Source organism: Massilia agrisoli (genome assembly GCF_020831365.1).
Classification (GTDB): domain Bacteria; phylum Pseudomonadota; class Gammaproteobacteria; order Burkholderiales; family Burkholderiaceae_D; genus Telluria_A; species Telluria_A agrisoli.
This window is the reverse complement of the sequence record NZ_JAJHPV010000009.1, coordinates 410,590-433,085: the sequence shown is the minus strand read 5'-3', so window position 1 is coordinate 433,085 and position 22,496 is coordinate 410,590. Positions and strand designations below refer to the sequence as shown.

The window sequence follows — 22,496 nt, the reverse complement described above, 5'->3', positions numbered from 1 at the left end:
ATGCATAGCGGGTAAAGCGTTGCCGTGGACTCCGATGCAGGTATTTTTTTTAGCGTTCTGGTGAGGAAATCTGACGCATGAGATCGGTGCAATTCCTGTCGTCGATGCTGGTGCTGGCCGCCGTCTCCGCCTGTTCGGAACGTGCGCCGGACGCACGCATCGGCAGCGACCACGCGCCGCAGCCGTACGTGCTCGAGGGTACCGAGGTCCGCGATATCCGCGCGAAATCGCTGCACCGCGACTATCAGCTGTTCATCAGCCTGCCGCGGGGCTACGCCGAGAGCACGCGCCGCTATCCCGTGTTGTTTGTCACCGACGCCAACTACGCGTTTCCGCTCATCCGCAGCATCGCCAGACGCATCCGCAACGGCGGCGAAGACATGGAGGACTTCATCCTCGTCGGCCTGTCGTATGCCAAGGGCGAGACGCCGGAATACAGCCGCCGCCGCGATTACACGCCGACCGCGAATGGCGACCGGGATGCTGTGTCCGACATGCTCAGCCCGCCGCCCGTGTACGGCGAGGCCGAAGGATACCGCAAGTTCATCGCCGAAGAAGTCTTCCCGATGGTGGCGCATCATTATCGCGCCGACATGAAGCGCGCGATTTATGCCGGGCACTCGTTCGGCGGGCTGTTCGGGCTGCACGTGCTGTTCACGGAACCGTCGATGTTCGAGAAATACATCATCGGCAGTCCGTCGCTGTGGTTCGACCGGCGCGTGGCCTTTGCTACCGAGCGCAGCTATGCGAAGTCGCACAGCGACCTGCCGGCCAAAGTGTTCATGGCGGTGGCATCGTATGAGACCCTGAACTTCAGTTCAAACAATCCACGCTACAACAAGACGGTGGACATGGTGCGCGACCTGCAGGCGATGGAGCATGTGCTGGAGTCGCGCCGCTACAAGAGCCTTGAGGTGCAGACCCTGATCATCCCGGATGAGGATCACCTGACCGTGTTTCCGGCTGTGATTACGCGGGGGCTGAAGTGGGCCTTGCCGCCGGAGCGGATTGAGGATGGCGATTGATCGGGCATGCGTAGGGCGGAAGAGCACGAAGTGCGTCATCCGCCGAATCAGCGCCCCGTTGACGCAAATCGGCGGATGACGCTTCGCTCTTCCGCCCTACATTTCTAGAGGTTCGTTAGCGAACCGGTTCCAGCGTCACAAGCAGGGCGTCGCGCGCGGCGGTAATCCGGGTCGGCACAAACTGCACGCCCGCATAACGCAAATCTTCCGGCCTGAAGCTGTACACCGGCGTATCCCGCACCAGTTGATCTACCAGCACGTTGGCCACCTTGGTCACCTGCCGCTGGCGCGACTGGTCCATGCCGTCGATCGCGAACTGGTCCACCCGCGGCTCGGCCATCATCACGGCGCCGCGTGCAGCGTCGACATACAAACGCCCCGACATCGCCATGGTCCCCGTCCACGACTGGCGCAGGAACGGCGGCGCAACCGACGCATCCATGGTCAGCGCCACGCGGTTGGTATCGGGCAGCAAGGCGAGTTGCGGCCGGGTCAGCCTGATCTCGAAAAGTTCCAGCACCCGGTTGTTCAGCGGGAAGCGCCGTTCCATGCCGGCCTGCAGTTTATGCAGCGGCAGCTCGACCTGGCGCGGGCCGAACACGTTGGCGCAGGAAGCCAGCAAGGAGCAGGCCAGCAGAGTTGCCGCAAGACGAATTCCGGTCAGTGTTTTCATGCCAAAAGCCTAGCACAGTTCGCCAGGCCCGGCCGTCCGCGAGATCAGCCCGCGCCCAGCTTTCGCCCGCAGTCGCGCGCCCGCGCCAGCAGCAGTTCGCGCTCGCGCAGGTTGTTCGTCAGCGACGCCGCACGCTCGAATTCGGCGCGCGCCTCGGCGTCGCGGCCCAGCTTGGCCAGCAGGTCGCCGCGCACGCTTGGCAGCAGGTGGTAGTTGCGCAGTTGGGGTTCATTCGCCAGCTGGTCGGCCAGTTCCAGGCCCGCCGCAGGACCGTAAGCCATCGACAGCACGACCGCGCGGTTAAGCTCCACCACCGGCGATGGCGCCACTTGCGCGAGCGCGTCGTACAGCGCCGCGATGCGGGTCCAGTCGGTATCCTCCGCCCGCACTGCGCGGGCGTGGCAGGCGGCGATGGCAGCCTGCAGTCCGTACGGGCCAAGCGCCTCGCCGGGCTTTGCCGCCCGCGCCAAAGCAGCGAAGCCGCGGCGGATCAGCAGCTGGTCCCAACGCGCTCGGTCCTGGTCCATCAGCAGTACCGGCTCGCCTTTCGGGCCCATGCGCGCGCGGGTACGCGAGGACTGGATTTCCATCAGGGCGACAAGGCCATGCACTTCGCCTTCAGCTGGCATGCGCGCGGCGAGGATGCGGCCGAGCCGCAGCGCCTCCTCGCACAGTTTGGGACGCTGCCAGTCGTCGCCGGCACTGGCGGAATAACCCTCGTTGAAGATCAGGTAAATCACCTGCAGCACTGAACCGATGCGCGCCACCAGCTGGTCGGCAGCAGGCACCTCGAACGGCACGCGCGCTTCGGACAAGGTGCGCTTGGCCCGAACGATGCGTTGCGCCACCGTGGGTTCGGACACCAGGAAGGCGCGCGCGATTTCGTCGGTACTCAGGCCGCCCAGCAGGCGCAAGGCCAGCGCGGCGCGCGCCTCGGTCGACAGCACCGGGTGGCAGCAGACGAACATCAGCCGCAGCATGTCGTCGCCGAAGTCGTCGTCCAGCGCGGCGTCGAGGTCGGGCGCGGCGTCCTCCAGCTGCGTTTCGATTTCGTAGGTGAGCTCGGATTCCTTGGACTGGTGGAGCTTTACGTGGCGCAGGTGGTCGAGCGCGCGGTTCTTCGCCACCGCCATCAGCCAAGCGGCCGGGTTGTCGGGGACGCCGGACGCGGGCCAGCGTTCCAGCGCGCCCACCAGCGCATCCTGCGCCAGTTCCTCGGCCAGTCCGACGTCGCGCAGCATGCGCGCCAGCGCGCCGATGATGCGAGCCGACTCGATGCGCCAGACGCCCTCGATGACCCGGTGCGTGCTGTCCTTTGTCATCGACGGCGTCGCCTAGCGAGTGGCTTCGAGCTGCATCTGGCGCATGCGCTGCTCCGCGGCGCGCAGCTCCGGCGTGAAGTCGACATCGAGGTCATCGAGCTCGTACATCGGCCGGATTTCGACTTCGACATCAGGCCCGGTCGGGTACGGATTGCGCTTTGCCCATTCGATGGCATCGTTCATCGACGCCACGCGGATCATCCAATAGCCCGCGATCAGCTCCTTGATTTCGGTGAAGGGGCCATCGAGCACGGTTGCCTTGCCACCGTTGAACTGCACGCGGCTGGCGCGCGCGCTTGAACGCAAGCCGTCCGCCGCCAGCAGGACGCCCTTGGCCGCTTCCGCCGCGTTGTGGGCGTCGAGCCGGTCGAGCTTTTCCTGCGCTACCGGCTCCTCCGCCTCCAGCGCGGGGCTGGAGCGCAGCAGGACGGCGAAGCGCTTGCCTTCCGGGTTTGCGTCGGGGTTCGGGCGCACCTCGGCGCACCCGCCCGGGCAGCCAGCCTCGCGGATCTCGACGGTGACGTTGCCGCCGCCATCCTGCATGGGCCACTGCTTGATCCAGTTCACCACCTCCTCGCGCGAAGCGGCTTCGAAGACGGACAGGCCCGCGATCAGCTCCTTGGTTTCGGTGAACGGGCCATCGATGACGGTGGCCTGGCCGCTGGACAGCGTCATGCGCACCGCCTCGCGCGTGGGCCGCAAGCCTTCGCCGGCGCGCATCACACCTGCATCGACCAGCTGCTGGTTGTAGGCGCCCATCGCGGTCAACAGCTCGTCGCTGGGCATTGCGCCCTGCTCGGTGTCGGCATCGGCTTTTCGGAAGATCAGGAATCGCATGGCTGCTTCCTTTACTTAGTGTTTGGCTGCGATCTGTTCGCGCAGGGCTTCTTCCTGCGCGCGCAGCTCGGGCGTGAACTCGTCGCCGAAATCGGAGGCCTCGAACACCTGGCGGATCTCGATCTCGGAGTCGCCTTCCATCGGGTTCGGACAGCGCTTGACCCACTCGATCGCTTCCTCTTTCGACTTCACTTCCCACAGCCAGAAGCCGGCGACCAGCTCCTTGGTCTCGGTGAACGGGCCGTCGACAACGGTGCGCTCGGGCCCCGAGAATTTGACGCGCGCGCCTTTCGAGCTTGGGTGCAGGCCTTCGCCCGCGAGCATCACGCCAGCCTTCACCAGCTCTTCGTTGTACTTGCCCATGTCAGCCAGCAGCTTCTCGCTTGGCATCTTGCCTGCCTCCGATTCGGAGGTGGCTTTTACGATGATCATGAAACGCATGTTGTTCTCCTTATTGTTGTTGTACTTCGGCGCAGCCGGTTTTGGCAGCTGCCATCATTTCTTCCGGCGTCGCGTCACGGACGTGCGTGGCGATTGACCAGTTGTGCCCGAATGGATCGGTCACGACGCCATAGCGGTCGCCCCAGAACATTTCCGTTACCGGCATCATCGCGTTGGCGCCGCTGGCGACGGCCTGGGCGAAGACCGCGTCGGCGTCCTCGACGTACAAGTGTATCGTTACCGGCGAGCCTTTTAAATACTTCGGCCCAAACGCCTGCCACTGCGGGTTCTCGTCGACCAGCATGACGGTCGAGTCGCCGATGCGAAGCGCCCCGTGCATCAGTTTTCCATCCGGGCCCGGCAGGCGGTGCAGCTCGACGGCGCCGAACGCCTTTTTATAGAACTCCATTGCATCGGCGGCGCCGGCGCAAACCAGGTGCGGGGTCACTGTATGCATGCCTTCGGGAATCGGTTTCACGTTTTGCGTTGTCATGATAGTTCTCCTTTTGCAGTTAAGTTAGCCCAGCAGTGGCTGGTTGAGTTCGGTGCACCAGGTCGAAGGGTCGGGGTCGAGGTTTGGCCCTTTCACGTAGACCTCCCACAGGTCGGGCGCTTTTGGCAGGCCCTCCTCGTCGACCCAGGCCATGAACTGGCCCCAGCCGTCGGGCAGGGCTTCGTAGCCGCCATGCAATACGGTGCGCGCGACTTTCGCGCCAGGCAGTTCGCCTGGCTTGACGCGGCCGGTTGGTGCGACAGGGCGCGACACCGGCACGCCGATTTCAAAGTCGAAGGTGTCTGGCTGCATGCTGAAGTGGTGCGAAAAGACAGGGCCGGCGGGACCGATGCCCTGGGCCACAACCGTGTCGATGACTTCCTGGATGCCCGGCCCCATCACTGCGCGAATCTGGTCGCGCGGGATGGTCAGGTGGATGACCGCCGCCTGTTGCGGCGCCGACTGCGTGATGTGCGGAGTTTCAAGCATTGCTTTTCTCCCTGAAAGGTTGAGTGTTTTGGGTGCTGCTAACACTACGACGTATCAGATTCGCGGAAATCGACAGGGGTTGCGAAAAAAAGCAAAAATAATTCAGCGGTACGCGGCGGATGCGCGCGTTGCGCTTATCCGCCCTACCGATCACTGTGTGCGCAGGGCGGATAAGGCGAAGCCTACTTACCGATACAGAACCGGCTGAAGATGACGCCGAGAAGGTCGTCGGGCGAGAATTCGCCGGTGATGGTGGACAACTGTGCCTGTGCCAGCCGCAATTCTTCCGCAAACAGGTCGAGCGACTGGTCGCTCTGCGCCGCGTGCGCTGCAGCATGGTCGAGGTGGGCGCGGGCGTTGCGCAGGGCGATCAGGTGGCGCTCGCGCGCGAGGTACAGCGATTCGCCCGTCTGCTGCCAGCCGGCGATGCGCAGCAGTTCGGCGCGCAGCAGGTCGATGCCCTGGTGTTCATTTGCCGACAGGTACAGGTGGGTGGCGTCGGCGGCCACATCGAGGCCCGGCTTGTGCCCGGACAGGTCAATCTTGTTCCAGATCCGCAGCACCGGCACGCCTTGCGGGAAGGCGGCGCAGATGTGTTCGTCCGAAGCGCTCGGCCCCAGGTTGGCGTCGAGCAGGTGCAGGATCACGTCGGCCTTGGCCACCTCGCCCCAGGTGCGCTCGATGCCGATGCGCTCGACCACGTCGACCGCTTCGTCCACGGTGCGGATGCCTGCGGTGTCGATGATATTGAGCGGAATGCCTTCGATCTGGATTGTTTCGCTGACCTTGTCGCGTGTGGTTCCGGCGATCGGGGTGACGATGGCCACGTCGGAACCAGCCAGGGCGTTCAGCAGCGATGATTTGCCGACGTTCGGCTGGCCGACCAGCACGACGTTCAGGCCTTCGCGCAGCAGCGCGCCCTGGGCCGCCTGGCGGAAGACATGGTCGAGCGAGTCGATGATGACGGCCAGCTGGCCGCGCGCGTCGGATTTTTCAAGGAAGTCGATTTCTTCTTCCGGGAAGTCGAGCGTGGCTTCGACCAGCATGCGCAGGCCGATGGTTTGCTCGACCAGGGTGTTGATGGCTTTCGAGAACGCGCCGGACAGCGATTGCGAAGCGGACTTGGCTGCCGCTTCGGTAGAGGCGTCGATCAGGTCGGCAACAGCCTCGGCCTGGGCGAGGTCGAGCTTGTCGTTGAGGTAGGCGCGGCGGGTGAACTCGCCAGGCTCGGCAAGGCGCAGGCCGTCTTCCTGCCCGGCTTCGAGCACGCGGCCGAGCAGCATCTGGAGGACGACGGGGCCGCCGTGGCCTTGCAGCTCGAGCACATCTTCGCCGGTGTACGAGTGCGGGCCCTTGAAGAAGATCGCGATGCCCTGGTCGATGATGCTGCCGTCGGCTTGCTTGAACGGCAGGTAGCTGGCGTGGCGCGGGGCAAGCGTGGCGCCGGGGAACAAGGTCGCGATCAGGGAGGCGAGCGATTTGCCCGAGGCGCGGACAACGCCGATGCCGCCGCGGCCAGGGGCCGTCGCGATGGCGGCGATGGGGGATGTGTCGAGGTTCATGTTGGGATTGTAATTTATTGGGGGCTGGGTGTAGCAAGCTCAGCATGGGTCCCCGTTTTCACGGGGACGACGGATGCGCCCTATAAAAAAAATGCCCGCGCAACGCACGGGCATTTTCATCTCAGGCAGCCGTCTTACTTGGTTTTGCCCGATTCAAAGTTCTTGGTGATCACCCACTGCTGCGCGATCGACAGGATGTTGTTCACTACCCAGTACAGCACCAGGCCGGCTGGGAAGAAGAAGAACATCACCGAGAAGATCAGCGGCATCCACAGCATCATCTTGGCCTGCGCCGGATCGGCCGGCTGCGGGTTCAGCTTGGTGGTGATAAACATCGAAATCGCGTACAGCACCGGCAGGATGTAGTACGGGTCAGGCGCCGTCAGGTCCTGGATCCAGCCCACCCATGGCGCGCCGCGCATCTCGGCCGACGAGTTCAGCACCCAGTACAGGGCGATGAACACCGGCATCTGCACCAGGATCGGCAGGCAGCCGCCCAGCGGATTGATCTTTTCGGTCTTGTACAGTTCCATCGTGGCCTGGTTCATCTTGGCCGGATCGCCTTTGTACTTCTCGCGGATCGCCTGCATCTTCGGCGTGACCAGCTTCATCTTGGCCATGCTCTTGTAGCTTGCCGCCGACAGCGGGAAGAACAGCAGCTTGATCAGCACGGTCAGCGCGATGATCGTCCAGCCCCAGTTGCCCAGCACCTTGTTGATCTGGTCCATGACCCAGAAGATCGGCTTGGCGATGATGGTCAGCATGCCGTAGTCCTTGACCAGTTCCAGGCCAGGAGCGATGGTTTCCAGCTTGTTCTCATCCTGCGGGCCGGAGTACAGGCGCGCTTCGTTGCTCAGGGTTGCGCCCGGAGCGATCGGGCCCAGCGGGATCAGGTTGCCAATGGCGTACAGGTTGGTGTCGACCTTCTTGGTGTAGATGTCGCGCGGCGCCTTGTCTTGCGGGATGAATGCCGAGACGAAGTAGTGCTGCGAAATGGCGATCCAGCCGTCGTTCGACTTGGTCGAGTGCTCTGCCTTGCCATGCTTTTCGATGGTCTCGAAGTCCAGCTTCTGGTACTTGTCGGCATCGGTGTACAGGGTCGGGCCGGTGTAGCTGGCGTTGAACCAGCTTTCGCCTTCCGGCTCGTTACCATGGTGCAGCAGCTGCATGTACAGCGACGGCGCAACCGCGGCGGCGCCGAGGTTGGTCACGTCGTGGCGCAGGCCGATCAGGTAGTCACCCTTCTTGAAGGTGTAGGTCTTGGTCAGCTTGACGCCACCCTGCTCCGCTTCCAGCACCAGCTGGACTTCGCTGTTGCCATTGGTCGAACGCGGACCTGGCTTGGCAACGAAACCGGTGTTGTGGTTTGGCAGCGCGGTGCCGGTGTTGCTGATCAGTCCGGTCTGGGCAACGTAGATGCCGGTCGGCTTGACGTCGAACAGCACCTGGTTCTTGGTCTTGTCGAGCTTGTCGTGGAACTTCAGCAGTTCGAGGCGCTTGATGACGCCGCCAGCGGTGTCGATGTCGGCCTTGATGACGTCGGTCGTGATCGTGATGATCTCCGGCTTTAACGCCTGCACTGCCGGCGCCTCGCCAGGCAGGGCCGCGGCGCCAGCAACGGCGGGGGCGGTTGGCACTGCCGAGGCGGGTGCTTTTGCAACAGGAGCGGTCACGGCCGGCGGCGGAGGCGTCAGCGAGAACATGGACTGTTTGCCGTTGGCGACCATCCAGTCGTTCCACAGAACGACCAGCGAGACGGAAAACACGATCCACAGGATAGTACGTTTATTGAGTTCCATTGGAATTTCGGTCAGGAGTGGTTGCAGCCGCAATGGGCTGTTGGTGGATGCTTGCTGTGCGCAGGCGGCACGAGATCGACGCCGCCGTCATTGAACGGATGGCATTTGCAAATGCGGCGCAGGGCCAGCCAGCTTCCGCGGGCAGAGCCATGGGTGCGGACGGCTTCGATCGCGTAATTCGAGCAGGTCGGGTAGAAGCGGCAATTCTGCCCCAGCATCGGCGAGACCGCCAATTGATAGGCGCGCAGCAACCAGACGAGCAGCTTGTTCATGATGTGGCCGTTTTTGCCAGGCGCGGCGCTTGCGACGAGAACAGGCGCGCGATTTCCGTGCGCAGTTCCGCCTTCAGCGCGGCGGTGGTGGCCGGGCCGGTTTTGGCGTTGACCGGGCGCGACAGGCGCACCACGCAGTCGACGGCAGGCAGCTTCGCGACACGGAACAGTTCGCGGGTAACGCGCTTGATCGTGTTGCGGGTCACGGCGCGCGGCGCAAAGCGCTTGGCCACCACGACGCCCAGCCGCGCATGCGGCAGTTCGTTCGCGCGGGTATAAAGCACGAAATGCGCTGTCTTTTGCGCAGGGCGCAAACGAAAAACGGATGAAAACTCATCCGTTTTAACGATACGCCGAACGCGCGCGAAGTCGTGTGAACCTTCGCTTGACATGGTCAGGTGCGTCCTAAGCTGCAGCGGGCAGCTTTATACTGCCAGGCGCTTGCGGCCCTTGGCGCGGCGTGCGTTCAGAACCTGGCGGCCGCCACGGGTAGCCATACGTGCGCGGAAGCCGTGCGTGCGCTTGCGACGGACGACGGAAGGTTGGTAAGTACGTTTCATGGTGGTCTCGCTTAAAGCAAAAGTAAGTGCAAAATCGGGTCTGACGTCCCGTCAGTTTTCGGCGCTAAGGACATTTCGCAGATGTTTAAGCCAGCGACACGCCACAGCAAAAATACTCTTTTCTACCCGTGTAGCCAGCGTGATCGGAAGGTAAGGACTTACCAATTTGCACGGAGTACGGGCGGGGAACCCTGAATTAGACAGCATTTCGGGGTCCAATGTCAAGGATGGGTGTGGTTTTCGGCGGATTTTACCGCCTCCGCGTCGCTCCCGCGAAAGCCTCGGCTGCAACGACGAATCAGCGAAAAACTGTCCCGTGCCTGTGGATAACTTTGGCGTTCACAGGTAAAATAGCGTGTTACGTGTGGCGAAGCTCGCGCGCAAACCTGGCGCAGGGCAGCATCATCGAACCGCCTCCCACACACCTTATTTCAAAGACGATTCATGGAAAATTTCTGGCAGACCTGTTCCGCGCAGTTGGAACTGGAGCTGACTCCGCAGCAATACAGCGCGTGGATTAAACCGCTAGCCCCGCTCGATTACGAGGATGGCAAGCTGCGCATTGCTGCGCCCAACCGTTTCAAGCTCGACTGGGTAAAAACGCAGTTCGCCACCCGCATCACGGCGCTGGCCTGCCAATATTTCGAAGCGCCGACCGAAGTGCAGTTCGTGCTCGACCCGCGCAACGCCATGCCGAAAAAGGCCACCGTGCACACCCCGGTACCTGACGGCCCGGCCAACGGCCTTGGCATCAGCCAGGACCACCGCAACAACGACGGCCCGGCCGGCGCGCCGGAATTCAACGTCGGCAAGCAGCCGATGCGCGAGCAAAGCCGCGTCAACACCGAACTGACCTTCGACAGCTTCGTTACCGGTAAGGCCAACCAGCTGGCGCGCGCCGCCGCGATCCAGGTGGCCAACAACCCGGGCGTGTCGTACAACCCGCTGTTTTTCTACGGCGGCGTCGGCCTCGGCAAGACCCACCTGATCCACGCGATCGGCAACCAGGTGATGGCCGACCAGCCAGGCGCGCGTATCCGCTACATCCACGCCGAGCAGTACGTGCGCGACGTTGTGACCGCGTACCAGCGAAAAGGTTTCGACGACTTTAAGCATTACTACCATTCGCTGGACATGCTGCTGATCGACGATATTCAATTCTTCGGCGGCAAGAGCCGCACGCAGGAAGAATTCTTCTACGCGTTTGAAGCGCTGATCGCTGCCAAGAAGCAGATCATCATTACCAGCGACACTTACCCGAAAGAGATTACGGGCATGGACGACCGCCTGATTTCGCGCTTCGACTCCGGCCTGACGGTGGCGATCGAGCCGCCGGAACTGGAAATGCGCGTGGCGATTCTGCTGAAAAAGGCGCAGTCGGAAGGCGTGAGCTTCTCGGATGACGTGGCGTTCTTTGTCGCTAAGCACCTGCGCTCGAACGTGCGCGAGCTGGAAGGCGCGCTGCGCAAGATCCTGGCGTACTCGCGTTTCCACGGCAAGGACATCACGATCGATATCGTGAAAGAAGCGCTGAAGGACCTGCTGTCGGTGCAGAACCGCCAGATTTCTGTTGAGAACATCCAGAAGACGGTGGCGGACTTCTTCAACATCAAGGTTGCGGACATGTACTCGAAGCGCCGGCCAGCGAACATCGCCCGGCCGCGCCAGATTGCGATGTACCTGGCCAAGGAATTGACGCAGAAGAGCTTGCCGGAAATCGGTGAATTGTTCGGCGGACGCGATCACACGACGGTGCTGCATGCCGTGCGGAAAATCGCGCAGGACCGTACCAAGAATCCGGAATGCAACCATGAACTGCACGTGCTGGAGCAGACCCTGAAAGGGTAATTATTTAGCCACGGCAATTTCTGGCAAAATGAACGTTTTGGAACGTTTTGAATTCGGCGGATGACGCTGCGCTCTTCCGCCCTACATTGAGTCGGTGACTCTTGTAGGGCGGGTAAGTGAAGCGCACCAGCCGAGCTGCACCACACAAGAGCAAGCACTAACTAACAACCTTACCGAGGATTACTATGCAATTGGTCAAAACAACCCGAGATACCCTTCTCCGGCCACTGCAGATTGTGAGCGGTATTGTCGAGCGTCGGCACACTATGCCGATTCTGGCCAATATCCTCATCCGCAAGGACGGCGAAAACGTATCGTTCCTGTCGACCGACACCGAAGTGCAGATCACCACGCACGCGAACATCGGCGCCGGCCCGGAAGTTGAAGGCACCACGGTGGCCGCGCGCAAGCTGCTCGACATCCTGCGCGCCCTGCCTGAGTCCGGCGACGTGACGATGACGCTGCTGAACAAGCGCCTGACCGTCCAGAGCGGCAAGTCGCGCTTCGCGCTGCAAACCCTGGCAGCCGAAGAGTTCCCGACCGTCGCGGTTGCCGAAACGCATAACGCCTCGGTGACCCTGCCGCAAAAAACGCTGAAGCACCTGTTTAACATGGTGCACTTCTCGATGGCGCAGCAGGACATCCGCTACTACCTGAACGGCCTGCTGCTGGTGCTCGACGGCCGCAACGTGATCGCCGTGGCCACCGACGGCCACCGCCTCGCGTTCTGCCAGGTTGAGACGGAGCAGGAATTCACGCGCCAGGAAGTCATCATCCCGCGCAAGACGATCATTGAACTGCAGCGCCTGCTGGAAGAGAACGACGAACCGGTCCAGCTCGACATCGCCGCATCGCAGGTCAAGCTGACCTTTGCCGACATCGAACTGGTATCGAAGCTGGTCGAAGGCAAGTTCCCTGATTACACCCGCGTGATCCCGAAGGGCTACACCAACGACTTCACGATCGGCCGCGATGAACTGCTGCGTTCGCTGCAGCGCGCCGCGATCATGACCAGCGACAAGTTCAAGGGCGTGCGTTGCATCATTACCCCTGGCAGCATGAAGATCAGCTCGACCAACGCCGACCAGGAAGAAGCGGTTGAAGAACTCGAGATCGACTACGGCGGCGACAGCGTGGACATCGGCTTCAACGTGACCTACCTGCTCGACGTGCTGAATAACCTGAAGTGTGACCAGGTGAATATCGCGCTGGGCGACTCCAATTCGTCGGCCCTGATTTCGATCCCTGACAACGCGGACTTCAAGTACGTTGTCATGCCGATGCGGATTTAAGAGTAATCAAGAGGCGCCGGAGAACAGCCCGCCACCTCGACACCGTCATTCCCGCGCAGGCGGGAATCCATACAAGAGTGGATGATCCCGCTCAGCATGGGTTCCCGCCTCCGCGGGAACGACGATATAGCAGTAATTTGCAATCGTTTTTTGAGAAAGCAGTCCATGTCCGAGAACACCCCAGCAGTCCCCGCGAAAATTGAAGAATACGGCGCAGCCTCGATTCAAATCCTGGAAGGCCTGGAAGCCGTGCGCAAACGCCCTGGCATGTACATCGGCGACACCTCCGATGGCACCGGCTTGCACCACCTGGTGTTCGAAGTGCTGGACAACTCAATCGACGAATCGCTGGCCGGACACTGCACCGAAATCCACGTCACGATCCACTCCGACAATTCGATCTCGATTACCGACAACGGCCGCGGCGTACCGACCGGCCTGAAGTTCGACGACAAGCACGAGCCAAAGCGCTCGGCTGCCGAAATCGTGATGACCGAACTGCACGCAGGCGGCAAGTTCGACCAGAACTCGTACAAGGTATCGGGCGGCCTGCACGGCGTTGGTGTCTCGTGCGTGAACGCGCTGTCGAAAATGCTGAAGCTGACGATTCGCCGCGACGGCAAAGTGCACTACATGGAATTCGTGCGCGGCGTACCGCAAAACCGCGAACTCGAAGTGATCAACGGCATTGAAGTCTCGCCGATCAAGGTGATCGGCGAAACCGACAAGCGCGGCACCGACGTCCACTTCTGGGCCGACGAAGAGATCTTCACGCACGTCGAATTCCACTACGATATCCTGGCGAAGCGCATCCGCGAACTGTCATTCCTGAACAATGGCGTCAACATCAAGCTGACCGACCAGCGCACCGGCAAGGAAGAAATCTTCGCGTTTGAAGGCGGCACCCGCGGCTTCGTTGAATACATCAACAAGGCCAAGACCGTGCTGCACCCGACCGTGTTCCAGGCGACCGGCGAGCGCATGTCGGACCAGAACACCAATATCACCGTCGATGTTTCGATGCAGTGGAATGACGCGTTCAACGAACAGGTACTGTGCTTCACCAATAACATCCCGCAGCGCGACGGCGGCACCCACCTGACCGGCCTGCGCGCGGCGATGACCCGCGTGATCAACAAGTACATCGACGAGAACGACTTCGCCAAGAAGGCGAAAGTTGAGATCAGCGGCGACGACATGCGCGAAGGCCTGACCTGCGTGCTGTCCGTTAAAGTGCCGGAGCCGAAATTCAGCTCGCAGACCAAGGACAAGCTGGTGTCGTCCGAAGTGCGCGGCCCGGTTGAAGAAATCGTCGCCAAGACGCTGACCGACTACCTGCAGGAAAAGCCGAACGACGCCAAGATTATCTGCGGCAAAATCGTTGAAGCTGCCCGTGCGCGCGAAGCGGCACGCAAGGCGCGCGACCTGACCCGCCGCAAAGGCGTGATGGACGGCCTGGGCCTCTCCGCCAAGCTGGCCGACTGCCAGGAAAAAGACCCTGCCCTGTCCGAACTGTACATCGTCGAGGGTGACTCGGCGGGCGGCTCGGCCAAGCAAGGACGCGACCGTAAATTCCAGGCGATCCTGCCGCTGCGAGGCAAGGTGCTGAACGTGGAGAAGGCGCGCTTCGAGAAGATGCTGTCGTCCGAGCAGATCACGACACTGATCGCGACCCTGGGCACCAGCATCGGCCCGGACGAATTCAACGTCGACAAGCTGCGCTACCACCGCATTATCATCATGACCGATGCGGACGTCGACGGCGCCCACATCCGCACCCTGCTGCTGACGCTGTTCTACCGCCAGATGCCGCAGCTGGTCGAGCGCGGCCACATCTACATTGCGCAGCCGCCGCTGTACAAGGTGAAGGCCGGCCGCGACGAGCGCTACCTGAAGGACGACGTCGAAGAGGCGAGCTACATGATGACCGTGGCGCTCAACACGGCGGCGCTTGTTCCGCGCGAAGGCGCCGACCCGATCACGGGCGACGCGCTGGGCGAACTGGTACGCACGTTTAACATGTCGAACGCCATCATGATGCGCCTGACCCGCGTGATTGACCGCGCAGCGCTAACCGCCATCATGACCGGTGTGCAGCTTAACCTCGACACCGTGGAAGCCGCGCAGCAATCGGCTGAAGCGATGGAAAAGGTCATCGGCGACCGCGCTGTGAAAGTGCGCGTGCATTCAGACGACCTGAACGAGAAACACGCGCTGCGCATCGAGCGTATGCATCACGGTAACGTGAAGGTCAGCTCGATCGACGCTGACTTCGTGCAGGGCGCGGACTACGCGACCTTGTCGACGGCAGCTGCAACCTTCCAGGGCCTGATCGGCGAAGGCGCCTTCATCCGCCGCGGCGAAGGCGACCGCGTGAAGGAATCGGCCGTGGTCGACTTCCACCACGCGATGCAGTGGCTGCGCGATGAAGCGGAACGCACCGTGTCGAAGCAGCGCTATAAGGGTCTGGGCGAGATGAACCCGGAACAGCTGTGGGAAACCACAATGGACCCGACCGTGCGCCGCCTGCTGAAGGTGCAGATCGACGACGCGATTGCCGCGGACCAGATCTTCACCACGCTGATGGGTGATGAGGTTGAGCCGCGCAGGAACTTTATTGAGTCGAATGCGCTGCATGCGGATAACATCGATGCTTAAGACTGCATTGGCGAGCTGAAATACGGTTTCGCCAAGTCCTTCTTGCTCAAAAGCCAGCCTGAGGGCTGGCTTTTTTACGTCTACCCGCCGTCAATTGTGAAACATGCTTTCACCACCAATTCGTCGTTCCCGCGGACGCGGGAACCTAGACTGACCGTTTGCGCTTTCCATTCCAACATCGTAAATAGGTCCTCCTTTTTCCCGGAGGGCAGTACACTTACAGGAAAATGATGGCAGGTCAGCAATTGCTGACAGCCAAACCAGCATTCCAACCCTGTAGGCCAAAATCACCGTAGGCATCGAATTTGACAACAGCCCTCTTCAATCAGCGCGGGCCTGCTCGCTTGAGTACCGCAATGGTGCTCTCGGTGCTGTTTCACGTTCTGCTGTTGAGCATCACCTTTAGTGGTCAGACATTCGGACTTCCCGGCCTGAACTTTCCGTGGAAAGACAGGCGCCTGGGAGCCGATGAGCTGCGCATCATGCTTGCACCGGCGCAGCTTACGCCACCTGCTGCGGCACCGGCGCCGGCAATCGCCGCCCCCACAAAAATTGCCAACCCGGAGCCCGTCGCAGCAGACAAGCCCGCAGTTGCCAACAACCTGCCACCATTGACCACGCCATCTCCCGTCGTTAAGCGTCCTGAGGCAGCCGCAGTCTACATTCCCCCGCCCACACCGACGCAGTTACCCGCCACGCCGGCAGTGAAGCGGCCTGACGTGAAGCCGCCGATCGCGCCCGATGCGCCACCGGTGAGACCACGCGCGAAGTCTGACGCACAAGACCTTCCCGCACCAGTGAGTGAAGCACCGGTACGCGCTTCCACAGCGGACGATGCCGCGCAGAAGCAGCTCGAACAGGAAACCCGGGAACGCGAACTTGAGCAAGCCAGGCTCGAGCAGGAAAAACAGCGAACCGAAAGACTACGACAGGCCGAACTGATGGCCGAGGCCCAGCGCGAAGCGGCGCGGCAAGAGCAACTGCGACAAGAAGCTGTCCGCGCCGAGCAAGCGGCAAGGATTGCTGCTGCGCGAATGGAGGCCGAACGTCTGGAGCTGGCACGTCAAGAAAGCCTGCGTCGAGAGGCGTTGCAACAAGAGCAGGCAAGACAGGACGAGAAGGCGCAGCTGGAGGCGGCGCGACAGGAACGAGAACGTGCCGAGACCGCGCGCTTGGAAGCTGAGCGCAGGGAAGCCGCCCGACAGGAACAAGCAAGTCAAGCGCAGCTTGAAGCGGCTCGACAGGCCCAGGCCCAGGCCGCGAAGCAAGCGCAGGCTCAGCTGGAAGCCGCGCGCCAAGAGGCCATAAAGCAAGAGGCGGCGCGACAAGACGCACTAAAGCAAGAGGCGGCACGGCAAGAACAAGCAAGACAACAGCTGGCCCAGCGCGAGCGGGCTGAGCAGGAGGCGCAACGCGAAGAGCGGCTGCGCGCGATCGGCAATCAAATGAAAGAGGAAGCGGCCCAGCGTGACGCTGCGTTGAATCGTCCTTCAAGTGCGCTGCCGCCTACGGTAAGCAGCCTTCGGCGCGGATGGCTCTTCGGGCGCGCCGACGCTAATACGGATCTCGTCCTCTACGCAGAAGCCATGAGCAAAAAGATCGAGATGAACATGACCTTCGACATGGTGCGCGAAGCGGTGAAAAAGCCTCACGCCCAACCGACCGTGACGGTGGCAATCCGCGCCGACGGCTCGGTAGAGAAGGTGACCTTCGTGGTGTCAAGCGGTGTGGCCGCTATCGACGAAGCAATACGAAAAGTCGTGGCCAGCCAGGCGCCCTATGGCAAGTTCCCGCCAAGCCTGGCGCGCCAGTATGACGTGATCGAAATTCGCCGCACGTGGATATTCGACACGGCCATCCGCCTGCAGTGATGACGACAACTTCGGTTTGGGCTTCCTGCTCGACTTGCTGCCAGCGGTTATCTCTCAACGCATTACGCGTTTAAACTGCCAAAGCGCCAAGGTACCAAACAATGCAGCGAATCCCAGCTGCACGGCCATCGACATCCCCGCCACATCCATCCCAAGCCCACGCCAGGTAACAGCATCAAAGCCATCGACCGCCCAGCGCGTAGGCATGAACATCGTGACTGTCTGAACCCATTCAGGGAACAGGAAAGAAGGTACCCAAGCACCGCCCAGCATCACCAGGATCAGCGTCGCGAACATGGCAATGCCCCGTGCAGCATCAGGCGTGCTGCCGAAAGCCGCGATTAACAGGCCGAAGCTGGCAGTCATGACGGCAAAGCACAGTGCCACACCCAGGAACCCGGGAATATTGGACACCTTCACACCAAACACCAGCACCGCTACCGCAAAGATGATGCACATCAGGGCCATCGCGATAAACGTGCAAGATGTCGCGCGCGCCAGTATCACCGTGGTTTGCGAGATGGGCGCCGCCAATAACCGGTTCCAAATCCCCATTCGCCGCGCAAGCAGGACGCTCACGCCCATGTCGATTCCCATGAAGAGAATGAACTGCACGGCCATGCCAGCAAATGAGTGGGCGTAGCCGTTATACCCGGCCACAGCCTTCTCTGAAGTCATCGCGCGTTCGGTGGTTGAAAACGGAACGCTGAGCGTACCTCCACCCTGCCCAGCCGTTGCAGGTGACGCTTTCTGCTGTGCTTGATATCTCTGCAGGCTACCAAGAAAACCACGCAGCGGCTCGTCTTTGGAGGTCCCTTTCGCATCGATTTCCCGGATGCTCTTCTCGATAAATTTGTCCCCATCTGCACCACCTAGCATGCTCGCGCTGACGGCCTGCATCACATGCTGGGTGAGAATTCCCTTCACCATCGCGATGCCCATCTGCTGCGAAGGATCGTACAGCAGCGCGATAGTCGGTTTGGTGCCAGCGCTGAACAGCGCGGCTCCGGCGGCATCGCCAAAGCCCGCCGGGATAACGATAGCCACCTTTTGAGCGCCCTTGCGCACCAATCGCTCGGCTTCCGCCAGGGGCATTTCGGTCAGGCGGAGTGTGACGTCAGCCTTCAGGGCGCCTGCAATCTTGAGGCTTGTTGCGCTTGTGTCCTGCATTACAAGTGCTACGTTGAGACGGCCCGCCTCCTTCTTGCCGCTGCCGCCGAAAAGATAGCCGAAGAATGCGGCCAGCAAAATCGGCAACAGAAGGTTGATTACCAGCGCGCGGCGATCATGCAGGTACAACAGGATATCCTTGCGGACGAGTGCGATAAATGCCGTCATGTCAGTCGCGCAGCGAGCGTCCGGTCAGGTTGAGGAAGACTTCTTCGAGGCTGGTGCGCGCGGTTTGGAAATGGTTCGCATGCACTCCCTGTTGGGCGAGCCAGCCTGCCAGCGGCAGCGCGTCATCTGCTTCGCGCAGGCGCACCTCCAGCAACCGTTCGTTCTGCGCCACCGAGGTTACGCCCTCTACCGCGCGCATGCGTGTGAGCAGTGCTTCGTCAGGGGCATGGGCCAGTTCAAGGCGTAAGGCCGCCTGGGCTGGCAGCTTGCGATACAGGGCGGTTGGTGTATCGTCGGCCAGCACTTTGCCGTGGTCGATCACGACAATGCGGTCGGCCAGACGCTCGACTTCTTCCATGTAATGGCTGGTGTAGATCATTGAACAGCCAAGCGACTTCAGCTTTTCTAGCGTTTCGAAGATGGCGTTGCGGCTTTGTGGGTCGACGCCAACCGTGGGTTCGTCGAGAATCAACAGCTCGGGATCGTGCATCAATGCGGCGGCGATGTTCAAGCGGCGTTTCATGCCGCCGGAGAAGGTCGATGGGCGATCACTGGCACGGTCTGCGAGGTTGACCAGCGCCAGCACTTCACGGGCGCGTTCCTGGCTGCGCTTGCCTGATAGCCCGTATAGCGATGCGAACAAGCGGAGGTTCTCGAAAGCGGTCAAGTCCTCGTACAGAGCCAGGTCTTGCGGGACCAGTCCGATCTTGCGTTTGGTCGGACTTGCGCCGACGCCGATTGCTGAGTGATCCAGCATGACGCTGCCTGCGTCCGCGGTGAGCAAGCCGCAGATGATCGATACGGTGGTGGACTTGCCAGCTCCGTTGGGCCCGATCAGGCCTAAGGTTTGCCCGCGTTCCACGGTGAACGAAACCCCGTCCACAGCGCGCCTGGTGCCATAGCTTTTCACAACTCCGGATACTTCAAGCATTGATGCCATATACGACCCGTCACAAGGGATGAGAAAACCGTTTGTGCTCTGTCCACGCAGCAACAACGCCAATGTAAACACTTATTGATTAATTTTCAACATGTGGTATGAACGCATTCCTGGGCTTACCGAAGAGCAAATGCATACTGCTCGATATTTTCGGTGCTAGTTATCGGGTTGCTGATCACCCGCTCGGTCGCTCCCATCTGCTATTTCTAGCTCGCCCACCGACTCGAATTCGTTCAGGGTTGTCATGACTTGGGGAGTGGGGGCGTACTTTTTCTTGAGCCTGACCAGCTGCTTGTCCATACCTGTGCACAGGCGTCGAATCTCGCGTTTAACCTCACGCAGACGGGCTCTTTGGTTGGGCTCGGGGATTTCGCCACGAAAATGAGCGCAGCCTTCGCGCCTGGATACAAATGCTTCCACATCTTTCGGCAGCATCGCATTGGTGGGCAATCGTCTATCACGAGGTTCAAATGACCGTGCTCTGCAGTGTGGGCAATATAGATAAATTTTACGGCCGCTACTGAGCGACAAGGACCCGGCACGTAGCTGTTGAATACCCCAAACCCCGGTCATACCATTCTCGAACAGTACGTCACCACTTGCATAACAAGGTGACCAGTCGAGCATATGCAGATAATCGTCCTGTGTCACCTCTCGCGCGGCGAGAAGATAGTCTTTCACCTCGCCTATGGTCAGAACAAATCCTCCGCACTGTTCTTCCGATCCACTAGCCGCTGGCGAGCGCGCGGCGTTCTCCCGGATGCTGATTGATTTGATCGGGGGGAGTTTCGGATCTCGCATATCCGGTTCGACTACGTCCGCTTGCGCCGCATTTGACGAGAGCATGACTCCAATAGCGATGAGGAGGAAAATGTTCACCATACGGCACTTTTCGCTTCGGTTGGATTCTTCCTGGAGACCGTGGGATGCCGGAATATTTCAGTTATGGGTACTGAGAACGTTATGGCGAGTGCATGCACTAGCCATTTAAGCGAAGCATTTTGCCTCTGGTTGACGGCTTCATATACGCCTTTTTCTGCCGGCGACGCCCCATTTGGGGTTACTACGGCGCCGACAATTTCAATACCGATGCTGTCCTCGTTTGCGGGGTAACGGTCGGGTACCGACTTTGCCATTTCGTTCCGATGTTCGATCTTCGGATTAAAGCTGCCAAACAACTTCATCTCGACCTTGGTGCAGCGATACTCAGCGATGCAACGCGCGCGCAATGAACCGACGTGCCACGTTTGCTTGAACAGGGACGCCGTTTGATAGATCGTACCGTCCCGATCGATCAGAAAATGCGCGCCATTTGCTTTCGGTTTGACGTAGCTGCTTAAGCTCGAGTTCAGGGTCGCTCCTCCGGTCTGATGCACAATTATGCCGCTTACCCGCAGCAGCGGACCGCGCTCGATGTGTGGACTCGTCGCCCGTTTTATCCGCGCATTAAAAATATGGCCGAGCTTGTCAATTCGTAGCATGGGTCGGTCTCCTGTGAGCACGCTTGCGTGAATGGGATCCTTTATGGTGTCGCTATTGAGATTTGGAATGTTGACGGATCACAATCGTGACCAACAGTGCGAACGGACCACGCACTGTTAACGATGGCAGCGCCGTTATCCTTCCGCTGCAACGGGAACTGCCCTACCCCTCACGTATTAAAGGGAAATCGAAAAGTCGAACAGCCAGCTTGACGTGCCTTTGGAGGCCAGCGCGACGGCTTGAGCTGTCGCACTCACTAGCGACCTGAGCAGCGCATTCTTGAAACCTAGCGGACCACATCAAAAGGCATTCAGCCCGACAGGTGTCAGCAGCGGTTGTAAACTGATACAGGCAGCGATTGAAAACTGATACACCAATTTGAGAAGATGGTCGCTTTGCGGAGCGGCCTTGAAACCCAAAGAGGTGTACGTGGAAATTCAACTACTGAGTAAGCATGGGTTAAGTCTGCGGCAGATTGCCGCCGAGGTTGGCTGCGCAGTGAACACGGTGCGGCGGCACCTGGCGCTGGAGACGGTGCCCAGGTACGAGCGCAAGGTAAAGCGCCAGACGAAGCTGGCGCGGTTCGAGGAGTATCTGAGGGAGCGCCAGAAGGCTGCACACCCCGACACGATTCCCGCGACCGTGTTGTACCGCGAGATTGTGGCAAGCGGCTACCACGGCGGCATGAGCCAATTGCGCGCGTTCATGCGGACGCTGCGGCCAGCTTCACCTGCCGACCCGGTGGTGCGCTTCGAGACGGCAATGGGCGAACAGCTGCAGGTTGACTGGGTCGAGTTCCGCAAGGGTAGCGCGCCGTTGCATGCATTCTGCGCCACCCTGGGCTATAGCCGTGCCAGCTACGTAGAGTTCGTCAGCAACATGAAGGTGGAACGCTGATCGCCTGCCATGAGCGCGCCTTCGCGGCCTTCGGCGGCGTGACCAGGCGGGTCCTGTACGACAACATGAAGAAATCAAGCTGTGCCAGCCGTACCGTGCCAAGACCAAGGGCAAGGTCGAACGCTTCAACGGCTATTTGCGGCGCTCGTTCTATGTGCCGCTGGCCAGCCGACTGGCGCAAAGCGGCCAGAAGCTCGATGTCGTTACGGCCAACGTGGAAGTGGCGCACTGGCTGGCCGAAGTTGCCAATGCGCGCGTTCATGGCACAACGAAAGAGCCGCCGGCTGAAGCATTGAAGCGAGAGATGGCGCATCTGCAAGCGCTGCCGGCGCCATGGCGGGCGGACATTGCCGCTGCTAGGCCGCAGGCAGCCACGCCGCCACCGCTGCCGACACGACCAGTGGCGGTGGTGAGCCGGATTGCGCAGCCGCTGAGCGAAGCAGTCTGATCGTGACCAGCAACCTGCCGTTCGGCCAGTGGGACACGACGTTTGCGCAGGATGCGACCTTGACCGCCGCCCTGCTTGATCGCCTGCTGCACCATGCGCATATCGTGCCAATTGCCGGAGAGAGCTACCGGCTGAAGAACCAGCGCCAGGCCGGAATGATGAGGGGGAGTGATGTTGCAGAAATTGGCTGAACGCAGACTGTGTTCAGCGACGGAGGTGTATCAGTTTTAAATCGCCGTTGACACGGCA

General features: G+C 60.9%; 20 protein-coding genes and 2 pseudogenes. 7 read left to right on the top strand and 15 right to left on the bottom strand.

Annotation, left to right across the window (positions count from 1 at the left end; all coding sequences use genetic code 11):
• The first annotated feature begins 77 nt into the window (after positions 1–77).
• Complete coding sequence (locus LMJ30_RS06420; RefSeq protein ID WP_229431505.1) at positions 78–1,025, top strand: alpha/beta hydrolase; 948 nt, start codon at positions 78–80, stop codon at positions 1,023–1,025.
• A 115-nt stretch (positions 1,026–1,140) separates the two neighbouring features.
• Here the strand turns inward: LMJ30_RS06420 and LMJ30_RS06415 are convergent, their stop codons facing one another.
• From LMJ30_RS06415 to rpmH, 11 genes are all read right to left on the bottom strand, one after another.
• Complete coding sequence (locus tag LMJ30_RS06415; RefSeq protein WP_229431504.1) at positions 1,141–1,698, bottom strand: DUF1439 domain-containing protein; 558 nt, start codon at positions 1,696–1,698, stop codon at positions 1,141–1,143.
• Between the two features lie 44 nt (positions 1,699–1,742).
• Positions 1,743–3,020, bottom strand: coding sequence for an RNA polymerase sigma factor (locus LMJ30_RS06410; RefSeq protein WP_229431503.1), 1,278 nt, complete (start codon positions 3,018–3,020; stop codon positions 1,743–1,745).
• Positions 3,021–3,032: 12 nt separating this feature from the next.
• Positions 3,033–3,857 (bottom strand): YciI family protein, encoded by an 825-nt coding sequence (locus LMJ30_RS06405; protein WP_229431502.1) that lies wholly within the window; start codon positions 3,855–3,857, stop codon positions 3,033–3,035.
• A gap of 15 nt (positions 3,858–3,872) precedes the next feature.
• Complete coding sequence (locus LMJ30_RS06400) at positions 3,873–4,298, bottom strand: YciI family protein (RefSeq protein WP_229431501.1); 426 nt, start codon at positions 4,296–4,298, stop codon at positions 3,873–3,875.
• A gap of 10 nt (positions 4,299–4,308) precedes the next feature.
• Positions 4,309–4,791, bottom strand: coding sequence for a VOC family protein (locus tag LMJ30_RS06395; RefSeq protein WP_229431500.1), 483 nt, complete (start codon positions 4,789–4,791; stop codon positions 4,309–4,311).
• 24 nt (positions 4,792–4,815) lie between these two features.
• A complete protein-coding gene (locus LMJ30_RS06390) occupies positions 4,816–5,280 on the bottom strand; it encodes a GyrI-like domain-containing protein (RefSeq protein WP_229431499.1) in 465 nt (154 codons plus the stop codon).
• A gap of 182 nt (positions 5,281–5,462) precedes the next feature.
• Positions 5,463–6,842, bottom strand: a complete 1,380-nt coding sequence (gene mnmE, locus LMJ30_RS06385; RefSeq protein ID WP_229431498.1) for a tRNA uridine-5-carboxymethylaminomethyl(34) synthesis GTPase MnmE — start codon at positions 6,840–6,842, stop codon at positions 5,463–5,465.
• Positions 6,843–6,976: 134 nt separating this feature from the next.
• Positions 6,977–8,641 (bottom strand): membrane protein insertase YidC, encoded by a 1,665-nt coding sequence (gene yidC / locus LMJ30_RS06380; RefSeq protein ID WP_229431497.1) that lies wholly within the window; start codon positions 8,639–8,641, stop codon positions 6,977–6,979.
• Positions 8,642–8,652: 11 nt separating this feature from the next.
• Positions 8,653–8,913: a membrane protein insertion efficiency factor YidD gene (gene yidD, locus LMJ30_RS06375; RefSeq protein WP_229431496.1), complete on the bottom strand. Its 261-nt coding sequence runs from the start codon at positions 8,911–8,913 to the stop codon at positions 8,653–8,655.
• The gene (gene rnpA / locus LMJ30_RS06370; RefSeq protein ID WP_229431495.1) at positions 8,910–9,305 is read right to left on the bottom strand and encodes a ribonuclease P protein component; all 396 of its coding nucleotides are present in this window, start codon (positions 9,303–9,305) and stop codon (positions 8,910–8,912) included. The genes yidD and rnpA overlap by 4 nt, the downstream gene beginning before the upstream one ends.
• Before the next feature lie 33 nt (positions 9,306–9,338).
• Positions 9,339–9,473: a 50S ribosomal protein L34 gene (gene rpmH, locus LMJ30_RS06365; protein ID WP_040378179.1), complete on the bottom strand. Its 135-nt coding sequence runs from the start codon at positions 9,471–9,473 to the stop codon at positions 9,339–9,341.
• A 444-nt stretch (positions 9,474–9,917) separates the two neighbouring features.
• Here rpmH and dnaA point away from each other — a divergent pair, with 444 nt between their 5' ends.
• The 4 genes from dnaA (at position 9,918) to LMJ30_RS06345 (ending at position 17,142) form a co-directional block, all read left to right on the top strand.
• On the top strand, positions 9,918–11,321 hold the full coding sequence (gene dnaA, locus LMJ30_RS06360; protein ID WP_229431494.1) for a chromosomal replication initiator protein DnaA: 1,404 nt from the start codon (positions 9,918–9,920) through the stop codon (positions 11,319–11,321).
• Between the two features lie 185 nt (positions 11,322–11,506).
• A complete protein-coding gene (gene dnaN, locus LMJ30_RS06355; RefSeq protein ID WP_229431493.1) occupies positions 11,507–12,613 on the top strand; it encodes a DNA polymerase III subunit beta in 1,107 nt (368 codons plus the stop codon).
• A gap of 165 nt (positions 12,614–12,778) precedes the next feature.
• Positions 12,779–15,271: a DNA topoisomerase (ATP-hydrolyzing) subunit B gene (gene gyrB, locus LMJ30_RS06350; RefSeq protein ID WP_229431492.1), complete on the top strand. Its 2,493-nt coding sequence runs from the start codon at positions 12,779–12,781 to the stop codon at positions 15,269–15,271.
• Between the two features lie 305 nt (positions 15,272–15,576).
• Entirely contained in the window at positions 15,577–17,142 is a 1,566-nt protein-coding gene (locus LMJ30_RS06345; RefSeq protein ID WP_229431491.1) for a TonB C-terminal domain-containing protein, read from the top strand.
• Between the two features lie 54 nt (positions 17,143–17,196).
• Here LMJ30_RS06345 and LMJ30_RS06340 read toward each other — a convergent pair whose 3' ends face one another.
• The 4 genes from LMJ30_RS06340 to LMJ30_RS06325 form a co-directional block, all read right to left on the bottom strand.
• Positions 17,197–18,480 (bottom strand): ABC transporter permease, encoded by a 1,284-nt coding sequence (locus LMJ30_RS06340; RefSeq protein ID WP_229431490.1) that lies wholly within the window; start codon positions 18,478–18,480, stop codon positions 17,197–17,199.
• Position 18,481: 1 nt separating this feature from the next.
• Entirely contained in the window at positions 18,482–19,411 is a 930-nt protein-coding gene (locus LMJ30_RS06335; protein WP_229431489.1) for an ABC transporter ATP-binding protein, read from the bottom strand.
• A gap of 165 nt (positions 19,412–19,576) precedes the next feature.
• Positions 19,577–20,302 (bottom strand): hypothetical protein, encoded by a 726-nt coding sequence (locus tag LMJ30_RS06330; RefSeq protein ID WP_229431488.1) that lies wholly within the window; start codon positions 20,300–20,302, stop codon positions 19,577–19,579.
• Positions 20,296–20,901 carry a peptidoglycan recognition protein family protein gene (locus tag LMJ30_RS06325; protein WP_229431487.1) on the bottom strand — a complete coding sequence of 202 codons (606 nt, stop codon included), beginning with the start codon at positions 20,899–20,901 and terminating at the stop codon, positions 20,296–20,298. Before LMJ30_RS06325 ends, LMJ30_RS06330 begins: the two co-directional genes overlap by 7 nt.
• A 409-nt stretch (positions 20,902–21,310) precedes the next feature.
• Between LMJ30_RS06325 and istA the strand changes: the two are divergent.
• Both istA and LMJ30_RS06315 read left to right on the top strand, forming a co-directional pair.
• Positions 21,311–22,247 (top strand): annotated as a pseudogene (gene istA, locus LMJ30_RS06320) (IS21 family transposase).
• Positions 22,232–22,438, top strand: a pseudogene (locus LMJ30_RS06315) (ATP-binding protein); the annotation flags it as partial. The pseudogenes istA and LMJ30_RS06315, both read left to right, overlap by 16 nt.
• Positions 22,439–22,496 lie beyond the last annotated feature (58 nt).